Origin of the sequence: Rhodococcus sp. KRD162 (genome assembly GCF_017168335.1) — a bacterium.
Lineage (GTDB): Bacteria > Actinomycetota > Actinomycetes > Mycobacteriales > Mycobacteriaceae > Rhodococcoides.
The window spans coordinates 14319-26969 of record NZ_JABFAU010000010.1; the positions used below are offsets into that span (position 1 = coordinate 14319).

Annotated in this window: 15 protein-coding genes and 1 tRNA gene; 9 read left to right on the forward strand and 7 right to left on the reverse strand. The window is 66.2% G+C overall.

Annotated elements, in window-relative coordinates; all coding sequences use genetic code 11:
- Positions 1-6: 6 nt before the first annotated feature.
- Positions 7-2055 (reverse strand): ATP-dependent DNA helicase, encoded by a 2049-nt coding sequence (locus J1M87_RS14130; protein WP_206490036.1) that lies wholly within the window; start codon positions 2053-2055, stop codon positions 7-9.
- A 50-nt stretch (positions 2056-2105) separates the two neighbouring features.
- A complete protein-coding gene (locus tag J1M87_RS14135) occupies positions 2106-3455 on the reverse strand; it encodes a nicotinate phosphoribosyltransferase (protein ID WP_206490037.1) in 1350 nt (449 codons plus the stop codon).
- A gap of 120 nt (positions 3456-3575) precedes the next feature.
- Here J1M87_RS14135 and clpS point away from each other — a divergent pair, with 120 nt between their 5' ends.
- From clpS to J1M87_RS14175, 8 genes are all read left to right on the forward strand, one after another.
- Positions 3576-3872, forward strand: a complete 297-nt coding sequence (gene clpS, locus J1M87_RS14140; protein ID WP_206490082.1) for an ATP-dependent Clp protease adapter ClpS — start codon at positions 3576-3578, stop codon at positions 3870-3872.
- 44 nt (positions 3873-3916) lie between these two features.
- The gene (locus J1M87_RS14145) at positions 3917-4486 is read left to right on the forward strand and encodes a DUF2017 domain-containing protein (protein ID WP_206490038.1); all 570 of its coding nucleotides are present in this window, start codon (positions 3917-3919) and stop codon (positions 4484-4486) included.
- A 9-nt stretch (positions 4487-4495) separates the two neighbouring features.
- Entirely contained in the window at positions 4496-5587 is a 1092-nt protein-coding gene (locus tag J1M87_RS14150) for a P1 family peptidase (protein ID WP_206490039.1), read from the forward strand.
- Between the two features lie 118 nt (positions 5588-5705).
- Entirely contained in the window at positions 5706-6287 is a 582-nt protein-coding gene (locus J1M87_RS14155; protein WP_374222388.1) for a rhomboid family intramembrane serine protease, read from the forward strand.
- A gap of 112 nt (positions 6288-6399) precedes the next feature.
- Positions 6400-7158, forward strand: a complete 759-nt coding sequence (locus tag J1M87_RS14160; RefSeq protein ID WP_206490041.1) for a cyclic nucleotide-degrading phosphodiesterase — start codon at positions 6400-6402, stop codon at positions 7156-7158.
- Positions 7159-7179: 21 nt separating this feature from the next.
- Positions 7180-7965: a ribonuclease PH gene (gene rph, locus J1M87_RS14165; RefSeq protein WP_206490042.1), complete on the forward strand. Its 786-nt coding sequence runs from the start codon at positions 7180-7182 to the stop codon at positions 7963-7965.
- Positions 7958-8572 (forward strand): RdgB/HAM1 family non-canonical purine NTP pyrophosphatase, encoded by a 615-nt coding sequence (gene rdgB / locus J1M87_RS14170; RefSeq protein ID WP_206490043.1) that lies wholly within the window; start codon positions 7958-7960, stop codon positions 8570-8572. Before rph ends, rdgB begins: the two co-directional genes overlap by 8 nt.
- Before the next feature lie 3 nt (positions 8573-8575).
- The gene (locus J1M87_RS14175) at positions 8576-9385 is read left to right on the forward strand and encodes a triacylglycerol lipase (RefSeq protein WP_206490044.1); all 810 of its coding nucleotides are present in this window, start codon (positions 8576-8578) and stop codon (positions 9383-9385) included.
- Between the two features lie 5 nt (positions 9386-9390).
- Here J1M87_RS14175 and J1M87_RS14180 read toward each other — a convergent pair whose 3' ends face one another.
- The 4 genes from J1M87_RS14180 to J1M87_RS14195 form a co-directional block, all read right to left on the reverse strand.
- Positions 9391-9744, reverse strand: a complete 354-nt coding sequence (locus J1M87_RS14180; RefSeq protein ID WP_206490045.1) for a DUF3817 domain-containing protein — start codon at positions 9742-9744, stop codon at positions 9391-9393.
- Complete coding sequence (locus tag J1M87_RS14185; protein WP_206490046.1) at positions 9741-10136, reverse strand: transcriptional regulator; 396 nt, start codon at positions 10134-10136, stop codon at positions 9741-9743. Before J1M87_RS14185 ends, J1M87_RS14180 begins: the two co-directional genes overlap by 4 nt.
- An 86-nt stretch (positions 10137-10222) precedes the next feature.
- Complete coding sequence (locus J1M87_RS14190) at positions 10223-10879, reverse strand: maleylpyruvate isomerase family mycothiol-dependent enzyme (protein WP_206490047.1); 657 nt, start codon at positions 10877-10879, stop codon at positions 10223-10225.
- An 85-nt stretch (positions 10880-10964) separates the two neighbouring features.
- Positions 10965-11046: transfer RNA gene (locus tag J1M87_RS14195), tRNA-Leu, on the reverse strand.
- Positions 11047-11129: 83 nt separating this feature from the next.
- Between J1M87_RS14195 and J1M87_RS14200 the strand changes: the two genes are divergently transcribed.
- Entirely contained in the window at positions 11130-11918 is a 789-nt protein-coding gene (locus J1M87_RS14200; RefSeq protein ID WP_206490048.1) for a TetR/AcrR family transcriptional regulator, read from the forward strand.
- Here J1M87_RS14200 and J1M87_RS14205 read toward each other — a convergent pair.
- Positions 11885-12616, reverse strand: coding sequence for a hypothetical protein (locus tag J1M87_RS14205; RefSeq protein ID WP_206490049.1), 732 nt, complete (start codon positions 12614-12616; stop codon positions 11885-11887). The two genes, J1M87_RS14200 and J1M87_RS14205, sit on opposite strands and share 34 nt — an antisense overlap.
- Positions 12617-12651: the final 35 nt, after the last annotated feature.

Genomic DNA, 12651 nt, shown 5'->3' on the forward strand with positions numbered 1-12651 from the left:
GTCTCGCTACTTTCCTGCGAGACGGGTGAGTGCTTTGCGGACCACGTCCGGATCCGAGGTCTCCCAGAACGGCGGCAGCGAGGCACGCAGGTATCCGCCGTAGCGCGCAGTGGCGAGGCGTGAATCGAGCACGGCGACAACCCCCTTGTCGTCGACGCTGCGGAGCAACCGGCCCACGCCCTGCGCTAACAACAGGGCCGCGTGGTTGGCAGCGACCGCGAGAAACCCGTTGCCGCCACGGGATTCGACGGCCTGCTGCCGGGCGACGAGCAGTGGGTCGTCCGGCCGGGGGAACGGGATTCGATCCAAAATCACCAAACTCAGCGACGGACCGGGCACATCGACGCCCTGCCACAGCGACAACGTCCCGAAGAGCGAGGTGGCCTCGTCGTCCGCGAACTTCTGCACCAGTGCGCCGGTGGAGTCCTCGCCCTGACACAGAATCGGCGTGTCGAGGCGCTCTCGCATTTCCTCCGCCGCCGCCTTGGCGGCGCGCATGGACGAGAAGAGCCCGAGCGTGCGGCCTCCCGCAGCACCGACCAAAGACTCGATCTCGTCGAGGTACGACGCAGACAGGCCGTCGCGTCCCGGCGCTGCGAGATGCTTGGCGATGTACATGATCCCCGCCCGGGCGTGATCGAACGGCGATCCGACGTCGAGCGAGTTCCAGCGAATCGATCCGCTGTCGGACGGCGGCTCGACGCCGGAGGCCATCGCAGTATCGCTGCGGGAGGGCTTCTCGGCAGGCAGACCCCAATTGACAGCCAACCCGTCGAACGATCCACCGACGGTCAGCGTCGCGGAGGTGAGTACCACGGTGGATTCGGCGAACAGCCGCGCTCTCAGTAGACCGCCTACCGACAGAGGCGCGATGCGGACGGTGCGTTTGACGTTGCCGCGGAAGTCGTCGACGGCATGCCATACGACGTCCTTGCGTTTGGCCGGATCGGGTTCGTCGAAGGCCGTCAGAACGCGGACCGCGCTGTCGTGTACCTCGTCGACCGCGACGAGTGCGGCGCTGCGAGCCGCGGCGGCCTCGGGGTCGCTGGCGGCCATCCCCTGCTTGTTCGGACCGATTGCGGTGCGCACCGCCCACGCGGCGTCGCGGATGGACGCGAGCGCGGGCCCGACGCCGTCGGGCAGAGACTGCCATCGGCTCGGCGGCAGATCGTCGAGGATCGCGGCCCAGTTCTCGGCGGCGCCTTCGAGTTGGTCGACGGTCTCCTCTTCGATCAGTTTGGCGCTGCGCCGCGCCGCAGCTGTGACGGTGGCAGCCGAAAGCTCCTCCGTGGCAACTCCGGTCACTCGATCGACCAGTTCGTGAGCTTCGTCGACGACAACGACGTCGTGCTCGGGCAAGATCTGGATTCCGGTGATCGCGTCGATTGCGAGCAGGGCATGGTTGGTCACCACGACGTCGACCTGTGCGGCCTCGGTGCGGGCGCGCTCGGCGAAGCAATCCTCGCCGACGGGGCACCGCGACTTGCCCAGGCATTCGCGGGCCGTGACGCTGACCTGACGCCAGGCCTGATCGCTCACGCCGGGCACCACGTCGTCGCGGTCACCGGTCTCGGTCTCGGACGACCACTTCGTCAGTCGCACCACCTCGCGTCCCATCCGCGACACGGCGAACGGATCGAACAATTCGGCGTCCGGCGCTTCCTGCGCTGCGCCGGTATGAATCTTGTTCATGCACAAATAGTTGTTGCGGCCCTTGAGGATCGCGAACTTCGGCCGACGGCCGAGGGCCTCGGTCAACGCATCGGACAAGCGTGGCAGATCGCGGTCGACCAACTGCCGCTGCAACGCGATGGTGGCCGTGGAGACGATGACGGTCTTCCCCGATTCGACCGCGTGCCGAATGCTCGGCACGAGGTAGGCGAGCGACTTGCCGGTGCCCGTGCCTGCCTGCACAGCGAGGTGCTCGCCGGTATCGATCGAATGCGCCACCGCCGAGGCCATCGTCAGCTGATTGCTACGTTCCTTGCCGCCGAGCGAGTGCACCGCAACCTGCAGGAGCGCGGGAACAGTAGGTAACTCGGTCTTCGACGGCACCGAAGCAGACTACTGCCGATGGCCCGCCGGGCTCGGCACCGACACCGCCGCTACCCCTCCACGAAGCGGGTGGGTATCGCCGGTTCGCCCTGAGAGAGCTTCAGGCCCTCCCACGGCAGGCTGACGAGGCGTCGAGCAAGGAGGTCGCGACCGTCGGCCAGCGTCGGGAGGTCGGCAACTGCCTCGCCCCCGCGAATCAGCGGCGTGGTCAACGTCTCGGCCGTCAGATCGCCGTCGACGGTAGGGGGAGCGCCGAAGGGGTGCACTATCTCTTCGACCGCGGTGCCGGTGGGGCGGGCGGTGCGTAGCGCCGCTTTGGTGCCACCACGAGACTCTTTGTGACTGCTGCGCTTGGCCACCGGAATTCCGTCGACGGTGACCAGCTTGTAGACCATCCCTGCCGTCGGTGCACCAGACCCGGTGACCAGGGACGTCCCGACACCGTAGGAATCGACCGGCTCCGCGCGCAGTGCCGCGATGGCGTACTCGTCGAGATCTCCTGACACGACGATTTTCGTCTCGGTCGCCCCCAGCGCGTCCAGCTGGTCGCGAACCTGGCGCGCGAGCACACCGAGGTCGCCGGAGTCGATGCGCACCCCGCCGAGTCCTGGCCCGGCCACCTCGATGGCGTTCGCAACGCCCTGGGTGATGTCGTAGGTGTCGACGAGCAGGGTGGTGCCCACCCCGAGCGCACGTACCTGCGCTGCGAACGCGGCCCGTTCGTCCGGGCCGTCGGCGGTGGTGTGCAGCAGCGTGAAGGAGTGGGCCGAGGTTCCCGCTCCCGGGACGCCGTGTCTACGGACCGCCTCGAGGTTGGACGTCGCGGTGAAGCCCGCGAGATACGCCGCCCGAGAGGCGGCCACCGCTGCTTCCTCGTGGGTGCGACGCGACCCCATCTCGATGATCGACCGGGGCTTTGCGGACGCCACCATCCGTGCTGCCGCGGACGCGATCGCACTGTCGTGATTGAGAATGGACAGCACCAGGGTTTCCAGAACGACGCACTCGGCGAAGGTGCCGCGGACGGTCAGCACCGGGGATCCGGGGAAGTACAGCTCGCCCTCGCGATAACCGTCGACATCGCCGGTGAAGCGGTAGTTGCGGAGCCACTCGACGGTATCGGCGTCGAGGAACTCGGACACCACTCGCAGCTCGTCCGGGCCGAATCGGAAGCGGGCTATCGCGTCGAGTATCCGGCCGGTGCCTGCCAGGACGCCGTACCTGCGGCCTCCTGGCAGCCTCCGTGCGAACACCTCGAAGCTGCACATGCGATCGGCGTAGCTGCTGGCCAGCGCAGCCGACAGCATCGTGTACTCGTACTGATCGGTCAGCAGCGCGGTGCTGGGGGTGTCGCCGGAAGTGCCGTGATCTGTGGTCGCGTCGTTGCTCACCACGCCCACACTACGAGCGTAGGGGCGAGCGTGGGACGCTGGCCCGATACGCCGTACCCTGTTGCCATGCCTTGGTTGACGGTGGATGGATCGCTTCTGTCCGTGGACGGCGTCTCGGCAGGTCAGGTGGTGGCGGCGTCACCACAAGCGGTTCCGGCGCAGACCGAGGCCGTGGCTGCCGACGAAGCCCACGACACCCCCTGGGTGACGATCGTGTGGGACGACCCGGTCAACCTGATGCATTACGTGACCTACGTGTTCCAGAAGCTCTTCGGTTACAGCAAGGCCAAGGCCACCGAGCTGATGATGCAGGTGCACTCCGAGGGCAAGGCCGTCGTGTCGAGCGGCGAGCGCGACGCGATGGAGAACGATGTTCGACGGCTGCACGCGGCAGGCCTGTGGGCCACCATGCAGCAGGACAAGTAGCCAGCAGCTCACCACCGCTTCTTCAGAGAAGGACACCAGCAACAGTGCGTACGTGGACGAGACGGAATTCGCTGTCCGGAATCAAGATCAAATCCGAGATCGATGCGCGCGAGGCTGCCGTGCTCCGTTCCCTCGTCGGCTCGGTTCTCGGCTTGCTGCGTGACCGTTCCGCCGCAGCCCCCACCGACGAACTCGCCGCGCTGACCGGACTGCGAACCGGCCACAACAGTCCGCCCGAGGACGCCGCACTGGCACGGCTGCTGCCGGACTTCCACCGCGCCGACCCCAGCCACGACGACGAGGATCCCACCGACCTCAACGGCGCACTGCGCGGACTCCACGAACCGGAGATCATCGACGAGAAAATGGCTGCGGGATCGATGATCCTGGCCACTCTTCCCGAGTCCGGTGGCAAGATCGTGCTGACCCAGGAGCAGGCGGACGCGTGGTTGACCGGCCTCAACGACGTGCGGCTGGCTCTCGGCACGACGCTGGGGATCAGCGCGGATACTCCCGATGTTCTCGACGAGGGTGATCCTCGCGCTCCGCATCTCGATGTGTATCACTGGCTGACCTGGATGCAGGATTCACTCGTACAGGTCCTCATCCCTTAGGACACGCGCGTGAACGCTGCTGGATCGACCGCCGCCTTCTCGAATCCCGGACCGCGGGATTGCCTGACCGACGTCGCAGGCCTGCTGGTGGGGCACCATCACGAACTCGACGACACCGCTGTCATGGGGTCGGGTTCGGCGACCGGATGCACCGTGGTGCGCGCCCTCGGTGGTGCGACCGCGGCAGTGGATGTGCGCGGCGGCGGTCCGGGGACCCGCGAGACCGATCTGCTCGATCCGAGCCACTCCGTTCAGCACGTCAACGCAATTGTGTTGACCGCGGGCAGCGCGTACGGCCTCGCAGCCGCCGATGGGGTCATGCGGTGGCTGGAGGAGCACGGACAGGGCATCGCCATGGGCGGTCCCGATCACGTCGTCCCGATCGTCCCTGCTGCGGTGATCTTCGATCTTCCGGTCGGCGATTGGACCGCGCGCCCGACGGCGGAGTTCGGCTATCTCGCAGCAGCAGCAGCTGCAACCGATGTCGCGACGGGGTCGGTGGGAGCAGGCGTGGGTGCTCGCGCAGGAGTGCTCAAAGGCGGCGTGGGGACCGCAAGCACAGTGATCGAGGGCGGTCCGGCCGATGGGGTCACGGTGTCGGCCCTGATGGTCGCCAACCCCGTCGGTGCCGTGTTCGATCCGCGCACCGGACTGCTCTGGGGCACCGGCACCCTCGGACCCGAAGCCTTCGGCATGCGTACTCCCGATGTCCACGAGGTGTGGACGGCCCTGGCGCTCGAACCCAAAGGTACCGCTCTGAACACCACCATCGGTGTCGTCGCCACCGATGCCGCGCTGTCTGCCGCGTCCTGCAAGCGGATCGCCGTCGCGGGTCACGACGGTCTGGCCCGTGCCATTCGACCGGCACACTCGCCGCTGGACGGTGACACGATCTTCGCGGTGTCGACAGGCACGCGAGCCGTCCCGGCGGAGGCCTCTGTTCCCGCCGCGTTCTCGGCGGAACTACCGGTGCTTGCCGCGGTCACCGAGGCCGCGGCGATCGTCGTCGAGCGGGCCATCGTCCGCGCCCTGCTCGACGCCACCTCGGTGGCCGGCATACCGACTTACCGGCAGATCTTCCCGTCGGCATTCAAGGATTGACGAGCCTGTTCGCCTCCGTCCCGAGGCGGCGTGTGCCGGTACCGTGGAGCTACCGACGTTGGAGGCGATCATGAGCGAGACCGGCAAGGTTCCCGGCGAACGTGAGCGGCCGGTCTGGATGCAGGCCGCCATGTTCGTCGGAGGGTTCACCGCATTGCTGTGGATCATCGAAATCATCGATGTCGCCAGCGGATCGAGACTCGAGCGCAATGGAATCGAACCCCGCTCGGTCGAGGGACTGTGGGGCATCCTGTTCGCGCCCGTGCTGCACGGCGACTGGCAGCATCTGATCGCGAACACCGTGCCGATCCTGGTGCTCGGATTCTTGGTGTTGCTCTCCGGGTTGGCGCGCGGTCTGGCCGCCACGGGAATCATCTGGCTGGTGGGCGGCTTCGGCACGTGGTTGACCTCCGGTGCTCACACCAACACGGTCGGTGCGTCGATTCTGATCTTCGGGTTCATCGCGTATCTGCTCGTTCGCGGTTTCTTCACCCGCAAGCTGGGGCAACTGGCGATCGGTGTGGTGGTGTTCGTGCTGTACGGCAGTGCCCTGTGGGGTGTTCTTCCGAGTGCTCCGAACATTTCGTGGCAGGGCCATCTGTTCGGCGCGGTGGGCGGTGTGATCGCCGCTCGGCTGCTGTCGGCCGATGCGCGCGCCGAGCGGACCCGCGTCAAGTCGCTCGATCGGCCCACGCTGTGAGCCGTCAGTAACCGCGGACACAGCGGCGTGCGGCGGTGAATTTCGCCGACTCGCGCGGCCAATACTGCCCGAACGTTTCGAGTGACGCGCTCGGCGTGGCAGCATGGCTTTCATGCGAATTACCGTCCTGGGATGTTCGGGCAGTGTGTCCGGACCCGGTTCACCCGCGTCGGGCTATCTGCTGGAGGAAGAGGAGACTTCACCGGTCGTTCTCGACTTCGGTCCCGGCGTTCTCGGGGCATTGCAGCGCTACGCCGACCCGGGCGATGTCAGCGTGCTGCTCTCGCATCTGCATGCCGATCACTGCCTCGATGTCCCGGGTCTGCTGGTGTGGCGTCGCTACCACCCCAACCCGCCCGAGGGGCGGGCGGTCGTCTACGGCCCGAAGGACACCGCGTTTCGGCTCGGAGTTGCTTCCGCCGAGTGCGGCGGGCAGATCGACGACATGTCCGACACCATCGACCTGCGTCGTTGGGTCGACGGCCGCACCGTGGAATTCGGAACACTGTCGATTCTGACGCGCCAGGTGTTTCATCCGCCGGAGTCCTACGGCATGCGAGTGACCACGGCAGCGGGCCGCACCTTCGCCTACAGCGGTGACACGGGAATGTGTCAGGCGGTGCAGGATCTTGCGAACGGGGCCGACATGTTCTTGTGCGAGGCGTCGTGGACCGACAGCCCCGATCGGCCCGAGGGCGTTCATCTGTCCGGAACCGAGGCCGGTCGAATCGCTCGCGAGGCGGGAGTGGGGGAGTTGCTGCTCACCCATATTCCGCCGTGGACTTCTCGCGAGGACGTCATCGCGGAGGCGAAAGCAGAGTTCAGCGGACCCGTGCATGCCGTTCTTCCGGGGGACGTCTTCACCGTCTGAGGACGCGCTAGGCTTCGAGTCGTGTCCAGACGAGAAGACGGCAGGGCGGACGACGAGCTCCGCAACATCAAGATCACTCGCGGTTTCACCAGCCACCCGGCAGGGTCGGTGTTGGTCGAATTCGGGAACACCAGGGTGATGTGCACGGCCAGTGTCGAGGAAGGCGTACCGCGCTGGCGAAAAGGGTCGGGCCTGGGTTGGCTCACCGCCGAGTACGCGATGCTCCCGGCCGCGACCCACACCCGAAGCGGACGCGAGTCCGTCAAGGGCAAGGTCGGCGGGCGGACGCAGGAAATTTCCCGTTTGGTCGGGCGTTCACTGCGAGCCTGCATCGACCTGGCTGCCATCGGGGAGAACACCATCGCGCTCGACTGTGACGTTCTCCAGGCCGACGGCGGTACCCGAACTGCAGCCGTCACCGGTGCTTTCGTGGCGCTCAACGACGCCGTCACCTACCTGCGCGCAGCGGGACGCCTGGCGGACCCGCAGCCCATCTCGTGCATGATCGCGGCGGTCAGCGTCGGCGTCGTCGACGGCCGCGTGCGCCTCGACCTGCCGTACGAGGAGGATTCTCGCGCTGAGGTCGATATGAATGTGGTCGCCACCGATACCGGCACCCTCGTGGAGATCCAGGGCACCGGTGAAGGCGCGACGTTCCCGCGCACCACACTGGACAAGCTCCTCGACTCGGCATTCGTCGGCATCGAGAAGTTGTTCGAGGTGCAGAAGGAAGCGTTGGCATTGCCGTACCCCGGCGACCTGCCCGAGACGGCAGTTACGGAGTCGAAGAAGAAGTTCGGTGGCTGACTCGAAGCTGCTGGTCGCGAGCCGGAACGCGAAGAAGCTACGTGAACTCCGGCGGGTGCTCGATGCCGCCGGAGTTGCCGGAATCGAATTGATCGGGCTCGATGAGGTGCCGCCGTTCCCGGAGGCGCCCGAAACTGGGGCGACATTCGAAGAAAATGCGCTCGCCAAAGCCCGAGACGGAGCTACTGCAACCGGATTGCCGTGTGTAGCAGATGATTCGGGAATCGAGATCGATGCGCTCAACGCGATGCCCGGAGTGCTGTCGGCGCGCTGGTCCGGCATGCACGGGCGTGACGAGGCCAATACCGCCTTGGTTCTCGCGCAACTGAGCGATACTCCCGACGAGCGCCGCGGAGCAGCATTCGTGTCGGCGTGCGCCTTGGTGATTCCAGGCGGGGCCGAGACGGTCGTTCGTGGTGAATGGCGGGGCGTCGTGGCACGAGAGGCAGTGGGCGAGAACGGTTTCGGTTACGACCCGATTTTCGTTCCCGAAGGAGACGGCCGCAGTGCCGCGCAGCTGAGCCCGGAGGAGAAGGACGCGGCCTCGCATCGAGGCCGAGCGTTGCGCATCCTCGTTCCGGCGCTCGAAGAACTGGCGGGGCGCTAGCAGGTGGCGGCGCGCACAGTACTGACCCGGCTGTCGGTTGCTGTGGTCGCCGCCGCGGTCGCTCTGGTGGGTACGCCGGCTTCGGCGGCACCCGAGGCAGGTTCCTTTGCCGAGGCATTGGCCTATTCCATCGCCCATCCGGGCGTCGTACCAGCGGGGTCGAACGACTACTCGTGTGTTCCTACTGCTGAGCATCCGGAGCCGGTAGTCCTGGTACACGGCTTCCTCGAGAACTCGTACGACAATTGGGCGTCCCTGTCGCCGAGGCTGGCCGCCGCCGGGTACTGCGTGTTCGCCATCGACTACGGCAACACCGGGCCGGTGCAGTCTCTCGGTGCTCTCGAACCCATTCCCGACAGCGCCGAGGAACTGTCGACGTTCGTCGATGCCGTTCTCGCGGCAACCGGGGCGGAGAAAGTGGCGATCGTCGGACACTCGAAGGGCGGCACGGTGCCGCGCTACTACGCGCGCTTCCTCGGCGGGGATCGCACGGTGGCACGGATTGTCGCGTTGTCTCCACCGAACTACCCGACGGCGGGGCCGCCCGTGGGCAACGACGTCCTCGAGCGCTTGAACGAGGGGAGTGACACCGTCGCAGGCATCGAGTACACGACCATCGTCACCCGTTACGACCAGATCGTCGTTCCGTACACGGCGTCACTGCTCAGCGGCGCGGGGAACACTAATATCGTGCTGCAGGATCTATGCCCGGCAGACTTCACCGAGCACACCGGAATCTCGTACGATCCGTTGGCTCAGCAGCTGGTCCTCGATGCTCTCGACCCGGCGAACACATCGCCGATCAGCTGCTGACGGTCCTAGACTGCGAATTCGGCTTTGACCTGCTTGGTGCGCTTGTGCTCGACGTAGAACGACAGGAACGGGATGGTGCCGGCCAGCAGCGTGCCGATGGTACGTCCGGCGGGCCACCGCACCTTGATCGCCAGATCGATCGTGAGAACCAGGTAGACGAGGTACACCCAGCCGTGCACGACGGCGATCCAGCTCGGTACGTTCTCGACCTTGAATATGTACTTCGCGACCATCTCGGTCACGAGGACCAGCAACCAGATGCCGGTGGCGTAGGCAAGAATGCGGTAGCGCAGTAGCGCGGAGGCGATCTTCTGGTTCTTGTTCGCAGAGGCCTGCGTCTTCTCCGGTGCCGAACTCACGTGCTGCTCCTGTCGGTCCCGCGGGTGTCGTTCAGCTCCGCGAGGTAGCTGTTGTATTCGAGCAATTGTCGTGCCTCGGGGTCGTCGAGCTCGTCCGCAGCGGCCGCCGGGGCGTGGCGCTGGGGGAGGAGGTCGAGTGGCACCTCGGTGGGGCCGTCTGCCGCTGTGGTCTCGCCTGGATCGTCGTGTTCGAGGCGGACGAACTTGACGTAGGCGTAGATGACGAATCCGGCGAACAGCGGCCATTGGAATGCGTAGCCGAGGTTCTGGCCGTTGCCATCGACCGCTTCGAAGCGTTCCCACTGCCACCAGCCGAGGGCGAGACACGCTGCGGCGGACACCACGACCAGCGCTATCAGCACAGGTCGACGGTTCGAGCGGGACGCGGTCACGCCTCGACGGTACCGGAGGTCCTACTACCGAAGGTAGTCGCGTGTGCAGGCCCGGCGGTGATTCTCGCCATGAGGTGTCCGATTCTCTACGTTCGACGACGGTGTGCCCGCGCGGCGGCGAGTTGCTCGGCACCGGGACCGGTGACGTCCGCGAGAGCGCTGCTGCGTCCGGTCAGAACCAGTGCCAGGGTGCCGGCCGATCCTTCGATGACCGGGCCCTCGCCGCGGCTCCAATCCAGATCGGTTGCGCGCCACTGGAGTCGAAGTTCCGGGCCCTTGAACGGTGCCGCGCCGGTCGCGGGCACCAGGAAGTCGAGCATCGTGATCATGCGGCCGTCGGGAACGTGGTGCTCGATTCCGAGTGGCCTGCACACGTCCAGCCCGTGCACGATGACGTCGGACAAGGGGGCAAGCGGACCGTGACCCGGCGGGGTGAATTTCTTGTCTGCGTGATCAGCCAGCAAAGCGGGCAGTTCATCTCCGTGCCTGCGACGCACACGCGTGGTCATCAGCTGATTGGCTCGGTCGAAGTTTCCTCGGGTACGCACCATGGCCAGTCCGAACTGCCAGAGCGGGACGATCAGGGGCACTACCAGGTGAGCTGCGATGTCGCGGACCGTCCAGGCCTCGCACAGCGAGGGGGTGTCCCACTGTTCGGCCGTGAGAGTCTCGAGAGTTCTTGCGAGAGAACGCCTCTCGTTCGAGATTTCGGCAAATATCGCGTCGTTCGATTCCTCGGGCATTCGAACCGCCTTCACGTGTCGGTGCTTGTCGACCCTGGACCTGAGCGAGCCAGGAGCATGTGAAAACCGGTCCGAACGACCGTCGTGCGCGAGGGGGGACTTGAACCCCCACGTCCTGAGACACTGGAACCTAAATCCAGCGCGTCTGCCAATTCCGCCACTCGCGCGTGCCGGTGAAGTCTACAACCGATCCCCTTGTGCGTGCGACGCGGTTCTTCGAATCGCACCGACCTCCGATTAGGCTCGCCGGGTGGCGAAGAAGGAGAACTCGTTCGACCCAGCGCGCCTGCTCGGGCTGCTGTGGCGAGTGGCTGCGAAGCCGAGTCGAACAGGGCTGAGCGTGGACGCGATCGTCGACGCCGCCATCGAGCTGGCCGACGCGCACGGGCTCGAGCACGTGTCTATGCGCAATGTGGCCGAGCACCTCGGGGTCGGCGCAATGTCGCTCTACACCCACGTTCCGGGTCGAGAGGAGTTGGCGGATCTGATGATCGACCGATCCCTCGCCGGCCTCTACTCCCATGTCGACGAGCCGTCCTCCGTTCCCGGCGGTTGGCGTCCCGCTCTGCGATTCATAGCCGAGCGCAATTGGGCTCTGTACCAACGGCATCCGTGGCTACTCGATGCGGACGGGCCGCGGCCGGTGCTGGGTCCGCACACCAACGACAAATACGAGGCCGAACTGCGCCCTTTGGTCGGCACCGGTCTGAGCGACATCGAGATCGACTCCGTCCTCACGCTGGTACTCACCCATGTCTCCGGTACCGCGCGTGCCCTCGCCGGCGTCGCGCGGGTGAAGGAGCAGTCGGGCATGACCGACGCCCAGTGGTGGGCGGCCACTGCGCCGATCATCGAACGGGTGATGGACCGTGAGCGCTTTCCGGTCTCGTCCCGGGTCGGGACCGCCGCGGCGGCGTCGTACGACGCCGCCAGCGACCCCGTTCATGCCTACCGGTTCGGGTTGGAGTGCATTCTGGATGGAGTGGAAACGCTGATCTCTCGCACTCATCCCACCGACCGGAGCGCCGCCTCGGAGTGACGCCGCTTGGCCCTGCGCACCTTGTGCTGGTAACGCCAGATCGCATGCTCGAGCGAGGCGAGATCGGTGCCCAGTGCATCGGCCGCGGCCTCGAGGAGAGCGGGGACGTGGTCGGTAGCGATGTCGGTGGCCAGGTCCTGGTGCAGTGGTTCGAGCGCGTCGGCGACGAAGGAACGAAGGTGCTCGGTCGCCTTGTCGGTGCGTACGCCGAGGTGCAGCAACATGCAGTCCCAGGTGGTCTCGCCGAGGCCCGGGATCGCACGAAACGCGTCGAATTGCTCCCTCGTGTGCTGCTCGAAGTCGCTCGAACACCTCAACCCCACCGAGATCAACGTCTGTGCCGCCACGACTGCGGCCGCTGCCTTGGTTCGACTGTTGCCCGGAACGAACTGACGGTTGGACAGAATCTCGACGAGCGCATCCGGATCCGAGGTCAGTTCTGCGAGAGTTGTCAAGTCGTCGAGTCGGTTATCGCCGCGATGGGACCGCCATCGGTCGATCACCGCGCGGACCCCGCTCGAAGGTCCGCCGTACGGCGCGCGTGCGGAGAAGATCGCGTCGAGCAACGCGACTTCGCTCTCGCCGTGCCAACCGGGTGTCCAGTGCGGTGAACGTGATTGTGACACAACCGATTCGATGTGCAGCAACACTGCGACGAGTTCGTCCGACGCGCAATTGTCTGTAACCGATGAATACATGAATTCCCCCCGAATTCCGATGGCCACTCTCCCGG

Bases quoted from the DNA above. Each gene is read 5' to 3' on its own strand.
- J1M87_RS14155 (WP_374222388.1), top strand. From the start codon at position 5,706: ATGCAGGCCGCCATGTTCGTCGGAGGGTTCACCGCATTGCTGTGGATC.
- J1M87_RS14160 (WP_206490041.1), top strand. From the start codon at position 6,400: ATGCGAATTACCGTCCTGGGATGTTCGGGCAGTGTGTCCGGACCCGGT.
- J1M87_RS14190 (WP_206490047.1), bottom strand. From the start codon at position 10,879: ATGCCCGAGGAATCGAACGACGCGATATTTGCCGAAATCTCGAACGAG.
- J1M87_RS14205 (WP_206490049.1), bottom strand. From the start codon at position 12,616: ATGTATTCATCGGTTACAGACAATTGCGCGTCGGACGAACTCGTCGCA.